The organism is Okeania sp. (assembly GCF_035285525.1).
In the GTDB taxonomy this organism is placed as follows: domain Bacteria; phylum Cyanobacteriota; class Cyanobacteriia; order Cyanobacteriales; family Microcoleaceae; genus Trichodesmium.
Genome location: NZ_JAYKGW010000154.1, coordinates 1 through 16,379 on the forward strand (window position 1 = coordinate 1; position 16,379 = coordinate 16,379).

Consider the following 16,379-nt stretch of genomic DNA (forward strand, 5'->3'; position numbering starts at 1 on the left):
GGCATCGTGCTATTTTACCGGGCAGCTACCCACCGAGTATCTTCGCCACTGTAGCGTTTCACTTCCGAGTTCGGGATGGATCGGAGTGGTTCCACTACGTCATAGACACCAGGAAAAGCTAATAATAATTAGTTTATTATATTTGCCTTTAGTGCTTTTAGTTAGCAGGCGTTTTTTTTCCTTACATTTATAACTATAAATACCTTTTCTATAAATGTCAACCCCCTAAGCAAAATTTTTAAGTCAAAATTCAAAATTCATGCATTAAGAAGAAAATTATAGTTTTGTTTGTTTCCCAAAAATTCAATCAGCCATTTTTCCTAAACCAGCTCACCCAATAATAGAGTCGATCTGCTCATAATCCGTATATCCGTAGCCTAATCCGTGTCTAGCCTACCTAATTGTCAGCTCAAATCAGCCATTTTTCCTAAACCAGCTCACCCAATAATAGAGTCGATCTGCTCATAATCCGTATATCCGTGGCCTAATCCGTGTCTAGCCTACCTTTTTTCTCAAACCATTGAATCACCTGTTGGACTGTCAACTCCTGAAGTGGTACAGCAGACTCTTGAGCAACCTGCTTTAAAGGAGATAAAGAGGCCATTACCAATTTAATAAAAAAGTTCTCAAAATTAGCATCTATCTCTAAATTTTGCTTCACACTTTCATCCTTTTTAATCCAAGTTTGTACCTGTTCAGCAGGTATTTCTTCTGGAGTTAAACCTGTTTCCTCGGCTATTTGCCTTAAACATCTCAAAGAATAAATAGCTAATCGTGTTGAAAACTTATCCTTAGAAGTTAGGAGCGCTCCATCAACTTGAGCAGACTCTTCGGGTGTTAAAAATTCCATAGATGTTGAAGTAAAAATTCAAAAGTCAAAAGTAAGAAGAAAATTATAAAAGTAAATAGTTAATAAAGTAATTATTAATTATTAATTATTAATTATTAATTAATGAACTTCCTTCTGCTGAGTAATTAAATAACCACAACGATGCTCTCCATTAACTATCCAGTGAGTTCTCTCCACAATACAATCAGGCAGTACAGCCCCAAACATTTCTAATTCATGGCCACAAACACTGGGAAAAGATTCAGCCACATTAGATATAGCACAGTTGTGTTCTATAAAGATATAACCTTCAAATTCCTCTACAGTAGAATCACTTTTGAATTTTGAATTTTGAATTTTGAATTGTTGATTAGGATACCACTCTGCCATGTAACCCTCAGCTTTACGTAGCTCTACTAAATTGGCCACGCGCTCCGGCACTGAACCTGTCCCCAATAGTTGGCGATAGTGCATGGCCTTACGTTGCCATTGTTTCTGTAGTACTTGGCTTACTTGGTCATGTCCCATAGTTTCGGCCAAGGTATCTAGGAAAGAGACAGCAAATTGGTCATAACTATGGGGAAAGCGATCGCGTCCCTGAGTTGTCAGTTCATAAATATGTTGTGGCCTTCCCATTCCACTTGCTACTGATTTATATTTGATTAGTCCTTCTCCTTCTAAGTCTTTTAAATGGCGACGTGTGGCTTGGGGACTAATTTCTAGCGACTCAGCTAATTCTAATGCACTAGCTTGAGTTCGCTTCATCAAGTGTTGCAATATTTCTTGTTTGGTTGAATTTTGTTGAGTCGTTTCCATCATTTCAGTTATTAGTTATCAGTTATCAGTTATCAGTTAGCAGTTAGCAGTTAACACTACTTTCTGTAATAGAAAGGCCATAAAATCAGTTAACAGTTAACAGTACCTCCTGTAATAGAAAGGTCATAAAATCAGAAATTTCTTTTTTTGGTAGTCCTGCATAGTAATGGTGGACAAGAACAGGTAATGCTTGGTAGAGAAGCAAAATGTTTTTTTATGGGAGCAAGATGCTCCCACTGTTGTGTCTTGCTGTAAATACAATGCACTACTTCCTTTTTTTATCTCCTCGAATAGGGACAGTTGGGACTTTATTTCTTAGTCCAGTTTTTGGGTCAACAAAAAATATTTTTACTAAACTTTGACAACATCACTGTTGTTAATGTAACCTAAAATATATTAAAACAACAAATAAGTTGTTAAACTCAAAAAAAGGCCACTAGAGCCTCTGGTATTACTAATTAAGTAGATATAACTAGGAAAAAAAATATAATGACTGCTAAAGTAACAACCTTAGTGAATCAACCTTATAAATATGGTTTCGTCACTGATATTGAATCAGATACTATTCCTCGCGGACTGAGTGAAGATATTGTTCGTTTGATATCTGCTAAAAAAAATGAACCAGAGTTTATGCTCAACTTTCGTCTCAAAGCATATCAGAAATGGTTACAAATGAAGGAACCAGTTTGGGCGCAGGTAGACTATCCGAAAATTGATTATCAAAATATTATTTACTATTCTGCACCAAAAGTTCAAGACAAGAAGAAAAGTCTAGACGACGTCGATCCTACTCTTTTGGAGACTTTTGAGAAACTTGGCATTCCTTTATCGGAGCAGAAACGTCTGAGTAATGTTGCGGTTGATGCTGTATTTGATAGTGTTTCTATTGCGACTACTTTTAAAGAGAAACTTGCGGAAGAAGGAGTAATTTTTTGTTCTATTTCGGAAGCAGTGGAGGAATATCCAGAGTTAGTAGAAAAATATTTGGGCAGTGTTGTACCAGTGGGGGATAATTTTTTTGCGGCTCTGAACTCTGCTGTGTTTAGTGACGGTTCTTTTGTTTTTATTCCTAAAGGTGTACAATGTCCGATGGATTTGTCTACCTACTTTAGAATCAATAATGGTGACTCTGGTCAGTTTGAGCGGACTCTCATTGTAGCAGAGTCGGGTAGTTCAGTAACATATTTGGAAGGTTGCACTGCTCCGATGTTTGATACTAACCAACTTCATGCTGCGGTAGTTGAACTTGTTGCTCTTGACAATGCTCAAATTAAATATTCGACAGTACAAAACTGGTTTGCTGGGGATGAAAATGGTAAAGGTGGTATTTATAATTTTGTAACTAAGCGCGGTTTGTGCAAGGGGATAAATTCTAAAATTTCCTGGACGCAGGTGGAAACTGGTTCCGCTATTACTTGGAAATATCCTAGTTGTGTTTTGGTGGGTGACAACTCGGTGGGAGAGTTTTATTCTGTTGCTCTGACTAATAATAAACAACAAGCAGATACAGGTACAAAAATGGTACATATTGGCAAAAATACTCGCAGTACAATTATTTCTAAAGGTATTTCTGCTGGCAACTCTGCTAATAGTTATCGTGGTTTAGTGAAAATGGGTTCTGGTGCAAAAGGTGCGCGGAACTATTCTCAATGTGACTCGATGTTAATAGGCGATCGCGCTCAAGCTAATACTTTTCCTTACATTCAAGTAGATAATAATACTGCCAAAGTTGAACATGAAGCTTCTACTTCTAAAATAGGAGAAGACCAACTTTTTTATTTTAGTCAAAGAGGTATTTCTGCTGAAGATGCAGTGTCTATGATTATTAGTGGTTTCTGTCAGGATGTTTTTAATGAGTTACCTATGGAGTTTGCTGCGGAAGCTGATAAATTATTAAGTTTGAAATTAGAAGGAACAGTTGGATAATGAATAATTAATAATTAATAATTAATAATTAATAATGCTGGAAGTAAGCATTCAAATATCATATACCTAAAAAAAATCAAGCAATGATTAAGGTTAGGTTATTACCAATTTCATTTATAGCTGTTAATTATTCTTTGTGAATAATGCACCTATAGCTGAATGCTTACTGCTGGAAAGTACAAAGTTTTTCTAAAATCTGAAAGATTTAGCTAGTGGATAATTAATAATTAATAATGGTGGAGAGTAAAAAGTTTTTCTACAAGCTGAAAGACTTAGGGAACAATAGTCATTCCCAGAATTTTGTACTTTCTAGTTGATAATTTATAATTGTGAAAAATAATGTAATTAAAGAAAAATCCTTTGCATTTGCATTTGCAGAATTGTTAAATTGTCAAAACATCTTAATCAAGAAAAACGGGAGTATGTTTTATCAAAGCAATTACTTCGTAGTGGTACAGCAATTGGAGCTTTGGTGCGTGAATCTGAATACGCTGAAAGTAATGCTGACTTTGTACATAAAATGGCTATTGCCTTGAAAGAAGCCAATGAAACTCTATATTGGTTAGAGCTATTACCTATACGCAAATTATATTGATGTCAAAGGGTTTGAGTCAATTAATCAAGACTGTATAGAGCTATTAAAAGTCCTGACGGCTATTGTCAAATCGGCAAAATCAAACAACCAGTAAACAATTGATAATAAAAGAGTTTTTGAAGTTTCTAGTTTTCTATCTAACTCTCTAATTATTCATTATTCATTATTCATTATTCATTAAATTCCTGATAGCTATTGTCAAATCGCCAAAATTAAACAACCAGTAAACAATTTATTAATTATTAATTATTAATTATAAATAGCTATTGTTAAATCGGCACAATCAAACAACCAATAAACAATTAATAATTGATAATCAAATAGAAAGTTTCTATTTTTATATAGAAAACTCTAATTATTAATTATTAATTATTCATTATTAATTACAAAAAGACATGATCAAAGAAAATAGTGAAGTTATTTTATCTGTTAAAAATTTAACAGCTAATGTCGAAGGTAAAGAAATTCTCAAAGGCTTAAATTTAGAAATAAAAGCTGGGGAAATTCATGCTATTATGGGTCCGAATGGTTCTGGTAAAAGTACCTTTTCTAAAGTATTGGCTGGTCATCCTGCTTACGAAGTTACTGGCGGAGAAGTGACATTTTTAGGTCAAAATTTATTAGAAATGGAACCAGAAGAACGATCTTTAAATGGCATTTTCTTGGCTTTTCAATATCCTCTAGAAATTCCTGGAGTTAGCAATTTAGACTTTTTACGAGTTGCTTATAATACTAAACAGAAATATCAAGGATTAGAAGAATTAGATGCTTTTGATTTTGATGATTTAGTACAGGATAAATTAGATATTGTAAAGATGAAACCAGAATTTTTAGACCGGAGTGTAAATGAAGGTTTTTCTGGGGGAGAAAAAAAAAGAAATGAAATTTTACAAATGGCATTGTTAGAACCAAAATTAGCAATTTTAGATGAGACAGACTCAGGGTTAGATATTGATGCTTTGAGGATAGTAGCAAATGGAGTGAATCAATTAGCAAATGAATCAAATGCTATGTTAGTAATTACTCATTATCAACGTTTATTAAATTATATTGTTCCAGATTTTGTTCATGTTACCGGAGGTGGTAGAATTATTAAAACTGGTACAAAAGAACTAGCATTAGAATTAGAAGAAAAAGGTTATGATGATGTGGTTGCAGCAGCAAAAACTTAAACAATGAATAATGAATAATTAATAATGAATAATTGTCTCTTCTTATTTATTACTGGAGAGTACATAGAAGGTTTATAACTTTTAGCTTTAAAAGTATTGGCTAGCAATAGGTATTCCTAGAACTTGGCACTGTTGAAATTTCTTATAAAGAAGAAAATTGGTGAAAAGGATTTTTTTCTTTTACGCAGAAACTTTCAAAAATTCCCCCTAACTGATAACTGAAATGAACACTTTTTTTTAATTACTTCAAGACTTACGCAAAGAAACCGAGTTTCTAAAGTAAATCATTGTTTTTGACAAGAAATATCTAGGAGAAACCGGGTTTCTGGGTTCCCCTGTGGTACTACCCAAAGAAACCGAATTTCTAAAGTAAACCATTATTTTTGACAAGAAACATCTAGGAGAAACACGGTTTCTAGGTTCCTTAATAATTGAAGTGTCACCTTTGAAAGTCTAATTTTCCCTATTCCCTATTCCCTAGCGCATAGCGCATAAAAATTATGCAATTGTCCGTAAAACCAGAGATATCTTATTTAGAAAAATTACTTGCAGAATCTTGTAAAAAAGTTTCTCCAACTGTACCATCAGAGTACCCCCTAAATCCAAAAATGGCAACTTGGTTAGAAGAAGTACGCGATCGCGCAGCCACTTGGGTGCGTGAGTTGAGTATCCCTACTAAGCAAGATGAGGAATGGCGCTTTAATAACTTATCTCTAATGATGAAGTTAAATTTTCAAGCGTCCGCTCCAGTAAATTTAGATGTTTTAAATATTGCTCACTTGATTTTACCGGAAGCAATAAATAGTCGCTTGGTATTTGTGAATGGAGTATTTGCACCAAAGTTGTCATCCCTGACAGATATAGAAAATGAGGTATTTGTGGGCAACTTGGGACAGTTACCAACCGAATATCAAGAGCGCATCGGTAATTATTTGGCGAAACAACCAGGAACTCAAGAAGTATTTACTTCCCTGAATACTGCTGGTTTAACTGATGCAGCGGTGGTATGGTTGCCAAAAAATGCGGTGGTGGAGAAACCAATACATCTATTATTTATTGCTACTCAGACGGAAGTTCCCATATTGACTCAACGTCGTTGTTTAGTAGTAGCTGAATGTAATAGTAGCGCGACAATAGTTGAGCATTGTGTGACAGCACAAATAATTTGTCCGGAAGCACCAACTTCTCAACCCTATCTGACAAATACGGTGACAGAAATATGGGTGGAGGAAAATGCAGAAATTAATCATACCAGGATACAACGAGATGCAGGAGCAGCATTTCATATCGGCAAAACAGCGATCGCTCAAGCTAAAAATAGTCGTTATACTGGTAATGCTATTAATTTAGGAGGGAGGTTATTTCGTCATAATTTACAAGTTACTCAAATGGGTGAGGGAACGGAAACTAATCTTTATGGTTTAGCGTTTATTGGTAATGAGCAAGAAGCGGATACTCATAGCAACATTATTTTGAATCATCCGAATGGTGTGAGCGAGCAAATTTATAAGTGTATTGTTGATGATAAAGCACATTCTATATTTAATGGCAAAGTTTATGTTTCTCAAACTGCACAATTGACAAATGCTGCTCAATTAAATCGTAATTTATTACTTTCTTCTGGAGGGAGGGTTGATACAAAACCGCAGTTAGAAATTATTGCGGATAATGTGCAATGTTCTCATGGAGCAACTGTTAGTCAGTTGGAAGATGATGAGGTGTTTTATTTACAAAGTCGGGGTATAAATAAAGAGGCAAGTCGTAATTTATTAATTGATGCTTTTGCCGCTGAAATTCTGAATAAAATGCCTCTACCTTCTTTGCAAAAAATTTTAAAACAATGTGTTGCTTGTAAGGTTTAAAAGAAGGAGGAAGGAAGAAGTAAGAAGGAGGAAGTAAGAAGGAGGAAGGTAAATTAAAAAGTTGATTTAGATTTATGTTATGGTTGACTTTCGGTAAAATTAAATATCTTGGGGATTTGGTCTCCAAACCCGATACCAAACTTGTAATTTTTACCAATAAACATATTCAGAAAAGGTTCTGAAACTATTAATAAAATTTCAGATTTTTCTTGCCTCCATGACTGGAAATACTAATAATTCAATATGGTTTAATTAAGGATTTTTTTGCAGTTATGTAATATTCAAACTCATACAATCCTTTGATGTAAAATGTCATAGTATCGGTAAAATTAAATATCTTGGGGGTTGGGAGACCAAACGCCTACCAAACTTAGAATTTTTACCAATGAACATATTCAGAAAATGTTCTGAAAATATAAATTCAATATCCTAGGATTTTGGCTTCCCAATCCTCTACCAAAATTGAAATTTTCACCAATGAACATATTCAGAAAAGGATTTTTTTGCAGTTATGTAATATTCAAACTCATATAATCCTTTAACATCAAATCTGATAATATCGGTAAAATTTAATATCTTGGGGTTTGGAGACCAAACCCCTACCAAATTTGGAGTTTTTACTTTGCCAAAAACTATATAGTAAAATACTTCCCAAAAACCTCTAGGATTTATCAATATGTGTAAGGGCGAATGGCATTCGCCCCTACAATATAGATTATCATAACTGATAACTGATAACTGAAAAAGCTGATAACTGAAACAGATGACTATTATTCAAGAAAAAACTTTAGCAGACAAAACCCGCGCAGATTTTCCAATTTTAAATCAGAAAATAAATGGTAAACCACTGGTTTATTTAGATAATGCTGCTACTTCCCAAAAACCTCTAACAGTTTTAAATACTTGGCAGAAATATTATCTCAAATATAATGCCAATGTACACCGAGGTATTCATACTTTAAGCTCCAAAGCAACAGATGCTTATGAAGGAGCAAGAGATAAAGTAGCTACTTTTATTAATGCTGCATCTCGGAATGAAATTGTTTATACTCGAAATGCTAGTGAAGCTATTAATTTAGTTGCCTATTCTTGGGGTTTAAATAATCTCAAACCAGGAGACGAAATAATTGTTTCTGTTATCGAACATCATAGTAATTTTGTTCCTTGGCAAATGATTGCTCAAAAAACTGGAGCAGTTTTAAAATTTGTCGAACTAACAGAAACTCAAGAATTTAATTTAGAACAATATAAAACCTTAGTTTCCGACAAAACCAAGTTAGTAGCAGTCGGTCATATTTCTAATGTTTTAGGTTGTATTAATCCAGTCAAAGAAATTTGTTCAATTGCTCATCAAAATGGAGCCAAAGTCTTAATAGATGCTTGCCAAAGTGTACCTCATACTGTAGTAAATGTACAAGAAATAAACTGTGATTGGTTAGTAGCTTCAGGTCATAAAATGTGCGCTCCTACTGGTATTGGTTTTCTCTATGGAAAATTAGAATTACTAGAAGAAATGCCACCATTTTTAGGAGGAGGTGAAATGATTTCCGAAGTATTTCTTGACCATTCCACCTATGCAGAATTACCCCATAAATTTGAAGCAGGAACCCCAGCTATTGGAGAAGCGATCGCTCTGGGTGCAGCAGTAGATTATCTGACAAATATAGGTATGGAAAATATCCATAATTATGAAGCAGAATTAACTGCTTATTTGTTTAAAAAATTAGGTCAAATTCCTGAAATTACTATTTACGGACCTCAACCAAATAGTGATGGTGAAGGTAGAGCAGCATTAGCATCTTTTACAGTAGAAAATATTCATCCCAATGATTTATCAACAATGTTAGATGAAGCAGGAATAGCTATTCGTTCTGGTCATCATTGCGCTCAACCTTTACATCAATATTTAAAAGTTTCATCCACCGCAAGAGCAAGTTTATCTTTCTATAATACTCGTGATGATATTGATGCTTTTATTATTGCTTTAAAAGACACAATCGAATTTTTTGCTAATATTATGGGTTAAACTAAGGAAGAAGGAAGAAGAAAGAAGAAATTTTTTTTCCAACTAATATAAGTTGTAACATTTTATAGAACCCCTAATCGTATCTTTGCAAAAGTGAGGATTTAAAGAAAGGAGTCAGGAGTGAGGATTTCCAGAAATAGAATAGAGAAAAAAGTATAAAAATACCCCCATTATGCACCATCTACCCTACTCCCCTACTCCCCTACTCCCCTACTCCCCAGCTAATTTTATAGAGCAGCTTAGGGGTTCTATAGTAGGGGTTTGGAGACCAAACCCAAGCTAAAACGGTGCGTTACGACAGATTATTAAATGCCTTTTTATAGTTAATTTGTGTGGGTATTTTCATGTTTAATCTCAGCCGTTTCGCTGCGCGGCATGAAAAACGCAGCTTTGCGAAACGCAAAAACGCACTCTACAAACTTTGTTAATCATACTGCTATAAAATGTTCAATTTTTTTTACTAATATAAATTGTAACGTTTTATAGTAGGGGTTGGGTCTCCAAACCAAATCAAAAATGTGATTTGAAAACCAAAAAGTAGGGAAGTTGTATGCAACGTCCCTACAGGTTTATAATTTATCAAATTACAAATTTTTTCCAACTAATAGAGGTTATTATGAGAGAGTGGAATCTAAATAAACTGATAGTTATTAACTTAATTATTTTGAATATTGCGATTATTTTCCTAGCAGTAGCCTTAATTTTTTCACCCTATCAAACTTTAGCAACTTCTCTTCCTGAAACTAAAGAAAAAACCGAGCCAAAAATTGAATCAATAAATTCAGAAAAGTTAGCTCAGAGTAGGAAGATAAAATATGAATATAAAGTTGAATATCAATTTGGTTTTCCTCAAAGTGAGCAAGAAAGAAGCCAATATACAGAAGCTTTAAATAATGCTGGAAAAGATGGATGGGAATTAAGTCAAACTGATGTTGTTTTTAATCCTACTAACGGACGAGGATTATATATCCTCATTTTCAAAAGACAAAAATAAATCTTAATTCTTATCTTCAAAATGTGGAAAAAACCTAACTGCCAATCCCCTTTCCTGCTGCCATATTTCAAAGCTATCCCTTGTTTAATTGGGAAAATAGCAAAAATATCAAAAGACAATTTATCATACTAAAAAAAAGCTATCATACTGTCAAGCTGAAGATAGAAGAAATAGAAAAAATTATGTCAAAAACTAAACCATATCAACCTTTTTTGCTCCGTTTATTTCATAATATCAATGGTTTATTAGTAATAGCTTGTATAATTACAGGATTTTTGGTTTATGACAGTTGGGATGGTAGATTTGGCAAAATCGGTTTGACTATCAAAAACCGTAGTTTAATAGATATTCATGGAACTTTTGCTTTTGCTTTATTCTTTGTATTTTTGGGATTTATTATAGTTAGTATTAAAGTTGGTAAAAGCCGTTTAGTCAAATCAGATGATTGGCAAAAATTGACAAAGAACGTGGGTAAAAATATTTGGTGGTATACACTGCATCGCGCAGTGAATACCACAATTTTATTCTCAGCAATACTATCAATAGGTTCAGGGAAATTTCAAAATGAAAATTGGTTGGCTAATGGTGAAATTTATCATTTTTGGTACTCCCTGCATCTGATAAGTTGGCTAATCATGTTATTGGCGATCGCTACTCACTTATTAATGAGTACTAAAGTAGGTGGATATCCTCTCATTTTATCCATGTTTAATACCAAATATATGCCCCAAGAAAGCCCGAAATTATGGCTAGAAAAAATTATAGTTTGGTTAAAACACCCTAGATGGTAATTCAATAATTAACATTGTTCATTATTAATTGCTAAACTCTTTTTTATAAATAAGAGAACTGACTAAAATTATGATTTTTTCTTTTTTCTCCATGAATAGAAAGCCTTTATACCTGAATTTTTCCGGTGTATCTCATATTTGCCAAAATACTTTTTTCCTATTGTCAATTTTTAGTTTTGAAAGATAGTTGCTTCTTTACATTAAAATTCACATTTGACACTCCATAATGTAAAAAAAATACTTCAGTAGAAGGTAACAATAACTGATAAATGCTCGGAAAATAAAGGTATAAAGTTTCTCCATGAATGGAGAAAAAATAAACAAATTCCTTTTAGTTAATCCTCTTTTTTATTAAGAAGAGGTAATTATTAATTGTTAGTCATAGCTATCATGCGATCATAAACATAACGAGATAACTGAGGAAATATCTCCTGATCATTATGATAAGCAGCATCTTCTCCAAAAATAGCCAAAATATAAATAGCTTTATCATCCAAAGTTCTGACAAACGCTACCTCCATACGATGTTTAGTAGTCAAACCAACTTTAGAACCAAAATAAATATTAGGAGGTAAAGACTCACCCAAAAAACCTTTAATATTGTCAGTATCATCTGGCAATGCTCCCGGTCTTAAATCTCTCGTTAATAAATAAGCCATTCTCGTGCTATATTTCTGTGAAACTGCCTGCCTAGTGTATATTTCATACATTAATCGAATAGCATGGTCAGTGGAAATTAAATTGCTCAGAAACTTACCATTTTCTTGTCTTAGTTGGCGATCGCGACCTACCGGACCAGTTTGACTAGGAGAATATATAGGGTAATTTTTCGTACTCACAATTAAACCTTGATAACCTGCTTTTTGAAAAAAATCATTGACTGACTTTCTTTTTTCTAACCAAGTATTTAATTTTTCTCCTGCTAATTCATCTCCGGATTTCGTATTAGTAATTGCATCCAAAATTATACCAGCAGAATCATTATGAGACTTCTGCATCATCAATTTTAAATCTTCATGGAACTTAGATTCATCATCAATCAAACCTTGTTCAACTGCCCCATAAAATGCAGCCATCCAAAATAATTTAGCCACACTAGCAGGATATCTCAAAACTTGATTTTGATATCCAGCAAATGTGTGAACATCTTGGTTACTAACATCTATTAAACTAATAGATAAAGACTCTGTAGGTAGCCCTTTTTCTGTAACAATATTAACTAATTCATTAACTACTTCTTGTAACTGTGAACTAAAGCGTTTGTATGGTTCTTTACGAACATTATAGGCAAACCCTAAATCTTCAAGAGGTTGTTCTGGAACTGGGGAAACATAAGGTGGTACAAGAGTAGGTGATAGAGAAGATTCAGGAGTAGATATAGATGTTTCTGAAACTGGACGGCCTCTAAAAGGCAAACTAATAACCCAGCTAACTGTCATTAGTAAAGCAACTAAAATCAATATATTTTTATATTTTAACTTTGATAATATTACTTTTGCATTTTGAGTTTTAACTCGTCGAGGTACTTTAACTGGTCGTTGCTTAACTACCGGATATGATGGACGAACTCGACGACTAAATGTCTTAGGTGGTAGCTTTTCTGCTTGCATTTGAATAGTATATTAGAAATATAAGTGATAATAATTTTCTTCTCTATCAAGACTCTACTATAATATATACTTAAATTTTCAACTATAATTCAGAAAATTGATTTAGAGGCCAGTATCTTTAAAGAGGATGATGAGGGTATTGTACTATAATCATCTTTAAATTTACTTAAATTATTTGCATAATTTCAGAATCATTTATTTTAATAGGTTGGCAAATTTTTATCTGTAATCTAAATTACCAAAAGGTACTAATTAAAACTGATATATTTTTTTGATAAAATTAAAAATAATTATCAGTTATTACTTTCAATAATCTGAATGAAATGATAGGGTCATATTTTTATATAATAAATAATTGTATGGCAATAGTATTTGTCCCTTATGCAGCTTAAATCAACTATGATTTTCATAGCAATAATAAAATTAAAAATTGGGACTATCAAGTCAAAATGAAACTAGGGACAAATGATGAGTAACTTTATTAAAGTAACATCAAATATGATTATAGTCATCCACTGATTAGTGCCCAACTTACCTATCTTCAGCAATATCTAAAAAATCAAGCCTGATATCTATATGTTGATTTAATAGATAAACCTTGAAGCATAGGTATTCATTCAGGAAAAAGTATTTAGTAGTTGTCCATAAAAATAAGTGGATAAAATTTACTTTTTATTTACAAAAAAGTGTTTTATTTACAAAATTATGTTAAGATAATAGCAACTCTTAAAATAAAAGGAGAAAAAATATGGCCTCAGATAAAAAGATCAAAGCAGTAACCGTTCTGCGTAGCGACGCAGATTTTGGTGGTATTCCAGATACGATTAGTGGCAGTAAAAAAACCAAGAAGAAAAAGAAAAAACAAAGTATAGGAATGCTAGAGAAGCCTGTATTAGATTTAGCTAAACAGTTTGATAAGGCAACCACCGCATACAGAGAGGGTCACGAAAAGTCTAACTCCAAAAAAAGAGATGGTTGGATCAAAGATTTACCAAAAAACAGTACCAAAGCTTTAGGTAAGTTTAAAATTCCTTTTAGCCCTTTTTAATATTCCGGGAAAATCGTAACGTTAGCAAAAAAATGATGATCTGAATCAAAGAGATCATAAAAATCAATGCTAACTTTAATAGTATCTGTTAAAAAGAATAACTTACTAGGCAAGCAGTGTCATTCAAGGGATAACCTAAGACATTGAGAGTTGAGAATACCTTTAATTCTCATATCGTTAAAGTTGGTAAGGTTTCAAGCACTATTAAAAGCTTGTTGACTAATAGGTTATCTCGTGTGTTAGTTGTTTAGCACCTAGACAACTTGAATCCCAAAATAGCATAAAAAAAATAATTCCATTCGTAACAGCCACATTAGTTAGTTAGGACTTACGCATACGAAACCCGGTTTCTAGGATAAATCGTTGTTTTTGAGCAATAGCAGTCTACGATAAACTTGGTTTCTGGGATCATCTGCGTAAGTCCTGTTAGTAAATTTATTCCTGATTACTAACGTTGTGGTTAGTTACCAAATCATTGCCAAACAAAATACTTAAATCAAAATCAAGAATATGACATTAAGCTTATACAGGACTTAAGCAAAGGCAACATATACAGCGTATGGTTCTGTGAAGCTGAGGCTAATACACCCTACTAATAGGATTCATGGGTAAGCCGAGTTAAAAAAAATCTCTTAAAGAGATATTAATGTTATTTAGAGAGTAGATTTTAGGTATGTGATGGTATTTGACTGAAAATTTTGATGAGGAGAAATAAAAAATGGTAATGTCTGGAGATAAAAAGAAAGTCCAGGAAGCAAACACCATCATACTGGAGTTTGGTTCAGCAGATAGCGATGATATTAAAGACTTGCATTATGGTCAAGGTAAACTATTTAGAAAAATAGCTAAAGCGATCGAACAACTAAAAGAATCAGGTGAAATTGCAGAGAACATACAACCTGTAATTGCTGTTGTTAAGAAAAAATAGAAATTGATGCCGAGTAATAACTTGGTCAGGACTAAAACAGCTCCAACCCATAAACCAGGTAGGAGCGTAGATTTTTACTGCTGAAAACAACGATTACTCTTAGAAAACGGGTTTCTTTGCCTAAGTCCTGTTGGTATAATTTCAAGCAAATAGGAATAATTCTATTGAATTAAGATAGATACCTATTAATTACCTAACCAAGTAACTAGACTTGAAAAGCGCGGAAATTGCTTTGATGCAATTTCCGTTTAAATGATATAAAAATGATCCCAAAATCTTTCTGAAGAAGGGTATAGGGCATATAGATAACTTAAATAAAAAAAAATAAATCACCTCAGTTAAACAAGGAATTGAAATAGATCAAGTGAAGATACTATTAGTTTGTACAGAAAAATTGCCAGTACCTTGTATACGAGGTGGAGCTATTCAAACATATATAGATGGTATTCTACCCTACCTAAAACGAGAACATGAAATCACAGTATTCTCATTAGCAGACCCAGAACTACCAGATCGGGAAATTAGAGAAAATATTCGCTACCAACGTGCTAGTAGAACAACATCAGAAGAATACTATCAAGCAGTAGCAGATTTTGTAGCAGGACAACAATTTGATTGGATAGTAATATACAATCGTCCCAAATATTTACCAATAGTTGCTAAGGCAGCTCCAAATACTCGGTTTCTACTAAGTATGCACAACGAAATGTTCCATACTAAGAAGATAGAACCAGAAGAAGCAAAAATATGCTTGGATCGAGTAGAAAAGGTAGTCACGGTAAGTAAATTTATTGCTGATGGGATAGCCAAGTTATTTCCAGAATATAAACACAAGCTACAACCTGTATATGCTGGAGTAGACCTCAAGCGTTTTCAGCCAAGATGGACAGAAGGGGGGGGAGAAAAACGCCAACAAATGTTGGCAGCTCATGGTTTAGAAGGTAAACAAGTAATCCTTTGTGTGGGCAGGTTAACAGATAAAAAAGGACCACATATTTTAATATCTGCGATCGCCAAAGTAATCAAAAAACACCCATCTGCTGTACTATTGCTAGTAGGAAGTAAGTGGTATGGTAATAACAACGAAAATGATTATGTTCGTGAGATTAAAGGAAAAGCCGAAAAATTAGGATCGGCAGTGCAGATGACAGGATTTATTCCTCCATCAGAAGTTGCAGATTATTTCCTATTAGGTGATATATTTGTATGTGCTTCTCAATGGGAAGAGCCTCTAGCTAGAGTTCATTACGAGGCAATGGCAACTGGACTATGTACGATTACTACCGCTAGGGGAGGAAACCCAGAAGTAATTGTGCCTGGGAAAAACGGTATTGTCATCACAGATTATGAAAATCCGAATGCCTTTGCCAAGCAGATAGATTACTTATTATCTAAACCCAAGGAAAGTGAAGCAATGGGAAGAACAGGTCGTGAGTTGGCTGAACTATATTATAGTTGGTCAAGGGTGGCTTGGGATATCCTAAGTATAATAAACGATTCAAAATCACTGCCTTTAGAGAAACTAAACTCAATAGAGCAAGATAAAGAAGCTGGATAAATCGAATCCGATTTTTCCATATCAAAGTCAGACTTACTTAATATAAGGATAGGAATTATATAAAATCCGATTGATGATACGGTAACTGTTGTATATAACCTCCTTAATCTAAGTATAGTCTCAATTTAGTTTCCAGGCTTCAATATTTTCTTTTTTCTTAATGTATGACATTTGACTCTATTTGTCATACTACGATGACTAAATTACTCGGGTTCTACATCATA

13 protein-coding genes and 1 rRNA gene are annotated in these 16,379 nt (G+C 33.5%); 10 read left to right on the plus strand and 4 right to left on the minus strand.

What is annotated here, in order from left to right:
• The 3 genes from rrf to sufR form a co-directional block, all read right to left on the minus strand.
• Positions 1 to 113, minus strand: a 5S ribosomal RNA gene (rrf, locus tag VKJ25_RS14540); the annotation flags it as partial.
• A gap of 371 nt (positions 114 to 484) precedes the next feature.
• Positions 485 to 850: a hypothetical protein gene (locus tag VKJ25_RS14545; RefSeq protein WP_324237351.1), complete on the minus strand. Its 366-nt coding sequence runs from the start codon at positions 848 to 850 to the stop codon at positions 485 to 487.
• A 99-nt stretch (positions 851 to 949) separates the two neighbouring features.
• Complete coding sequence (gene sufR, locus VKJ25_RS14550) at positions 950 to 1,648, minus strand: iron-sulfur cluster biosynthesis transcriptional regulator SufR (RefSeq protein WP_324237352.1); 699 nt, start codon at positions 1,646 to 1,648, stop codon at positions 950 to 952.
• 486 nt (positions 1,649 to 2,134) lie between these two features.
• Here sufR and sufB point away from each other — a divergent pair, with 486 nt between their 5' ends.
• The 7 genes from sufB to VKJ25_RS14585 all read left to right on the plus strand — a co-directional run bounded on the left by sufB (position 2,135) and on the right by VKJ25_RS14585 (position 11,011).
• The gene (sufB, locus tag VKJ25_RS14555; protein ID WP_324237353.1) at positions 2,135 to 3,571 is read left to right on the plus strand and encodes a Fe-S cluster assembly protein SufB; all 1,437 of its coding nucleotides are present in this window, start codon (positions 2,135 to 2,137) and stop codon (positions 3,569 to 3,571) included.
• 388 nt (positions 3,572 to 3,959) lie between these two features.
• Positions 3,960 to 4,166: a four helix bundle protein gene (locus VKJ25_RS14560; protein ID WP_324237354.1), complete on the plus strand. Its 207-nt coding sequence runs from the start codon at positions 3,960 to 3,962 to the stop codon at positions 4,164 to 4,166.
• 395 nt (positions 4,167 to 4,561) lie between these two features.
• A complete protein-coding gene (gene sufC / locus VKJ25_RS14565) occupies positions 4,562 to 5,338 on the plus strand; it encodes a Fe-S cluster assembly ATPase SufC (RefSeq protein WP_324237355.1) in 777 nt (258 codons plus the stop codon).
• A gap of 500 nt (positions 5,339 to 5,838) precedes the next feature.
• Positions 5,839 to 7,200, plus strand: coding sequence for a Fe-S cluster assembly protein SufD (sufD, locus tag VKJ25_RS14570; RefSeq protein ID WP_324237356.1), 1,362 nt, complete (start codon positions 5,839 to 5,841; stop codon positions 7,198 to 7,200).
• A 763-nt stretch (positions 7,201 to 7,963) separates the two neighbouring features.
• Entirely contained in the window at positions 7,964 to 9,226 is a 1,263-nt protein-coding gene (locus tag VKJ25_RS14575) for a SufS family cysteine desulfurase (protein WP_324237357.1), read from the plus strand.
• A gap of 616 nt (positions 9,227 to 9,842) precedes the next feature.
• Positions 9,843 to 10,220, plus strand: a complete 378-nt coding sequence (locus tag VKJ25_RS14580) for a DUF4177 domain-containing protein (protein WP_324237358.1) — start codon at positions 9,843 to 9,845, stop codon at positions 10,218 to 10,220.
• Positions 10,221 to 10,402: 182 nt separating this feature from the next.
• Positions 10,403 to 11,011: a cytochrome b/b6 domain-containing protein gene (locus VKJ25_RS14585; RefSeq protein ID WP_324237359.1), complete on the plus strand. Its 609-nt coding sequence runs from the start codon at positions 10,403 to 10,405 to the stop codon at positions 11,009 to 11,011.
• A gap of 368 nt (positions 11,012 to 11,379) precedes the next feature.
• Here the strand turns inward: VKJ25_RS14585 and VKJ25_RS14590 are convergent, their stop codons facing one another.
• Positions 11,380 to 12,621: a serine hydrolase gene (locus VKJ25_RS14590; protein WP_324237360.1), complete on the minus strand. Its 1,242-nt coding sequence runs from the start codon at positions 12,619 to 12,621 to the stop codon at positions 11,380 to 11,382.
• 748 nt (positions 12,622 to 13,369) lie between these two features.
• On the opposite strand from VKJ25_RS14590, the gene VKJ25_RS14595 reads away from it, so the two are divergent.
• From VKJ25_RS14595 to VKJ25_RS14605, 3 genes are all read left to right on the plus strand, one after another.
• Positions 13,370 to 13,669 carry a DUF6312 domain-containing protein gene (locus VKJ25_RS14595; RefSeq protein ID WP_324237361.1) on the plus strand — a complete coding sequence of 100 codons (300 nt, stop codon included), beginning with the start codon at positions 13,370 to 13,372 and terminating at the stop codon, positions 13,667 to 13,669.
• 718 nt (positions 13,670 to 14,387) lie between these two features.
• Positions 14,388 to 14,597, plus strand: coding sequence for a DUF6200 domain-containing protein (locus VKJ25_RS14600; protein ID WP_324237362.1), 210 nt, complete (start codon positions 14,388 to 14,390; stop codon positions 14,595 to 14,597).
• Between the two features lie 364 nt (positions 14,598 to 14,961).
• Complete coding sequence (locus tag VKJ25_RS14605; protein WP_324237363.1) at positions 14,962 to 16,155, plus strand: glycosyltransferase family 4 protein; 1,194 nt, start codon at positions 14,962 to 14,964, stop codon at positions 16,153 to 16,155.
• The last annotated feature ends 224 nt before the right edge of the window (positions 16,156 to 16,379 follow it).

Excerpts from the sequence above, each read along its gene's own strand:
- VKJ25_RS14545 (WP_324237351.1), bottom strand. The coding sequence starts at position 850 with ATGGAATTTTTAACACCCGAAGAGTCTGCTCAAGTTGATGGAGCGCTC.
- sufR (WP_324237352.1), bottom strand. The coding sequence starts at position 1,648 with ATGATGGAAACGACTCAACAAAATTCAACCAAACAAGAAATATTGCAA.
- sufB (WP_324237353.1), top strand. The coding sequence starts at position 2,135 with ATGACTGCTAAAGTAACAACCTTAGTGAATCAACCTTATAAATATGGT.
- sufC (WP_324237355.1), top strand. The coding sequence starts at position 4,562 with ATGATCAAAGAAAATAGTGAAGTTATTTTATCTGTTAAAAATTTAACA.
- sufD (WP_324237356.1), top strand. The coding sequence starts at position 5,839 with ATGCAATTGTCCGTAAAACCAGAGATATCTTATTTAGAAAAATTACTT.
- VKJ25_RS14575 (WP_324237357.1), top strand. The coding sequence starts at position 7,964 with ATGACTATTATTCAAGAAAAAACTTTAGCAGACAAAACCCGCGCAGAT.
- VKJ25_RS14580 (WP_324237358.1), top strand. The coding sequence starts at position 9,843 with ATGAGAGAGTGGAATCTAAATAAACTGATAGTTATTAACTTAATTATT.
- VKJ25_RS14585 (WP_324237359.1), top strand. The coding sequence starts at position 10,403 with ATGTCAAAAACTAAACCATATCAACCTTTTTTGCTCCGTTTATTTCAT.
- VKJ25_RS14590 (WP_324237360.1), bottom strand. The coding sequence starts at position 12,621 with ATGCAAGCAGAAAAGCTACCACCTAAGACATTTAGTCGTCGAGTTCGT.
- VKJ25_RS14595 (WP_324237361.1), top strand. The coding sequence starts at position 13,370 with ATGGCCTCAGATAAAAAGATCAAAGCAGTAACCGTTCTGCGTAGCGAC.
- VKJ25_RS14600 (WP_324237362.1), top strand. The coding sequence starts at position 14,388 with ATGGTAATGTCTGGAGATAAAAAGAAAGTCCAGGAAGCAAACACCATC.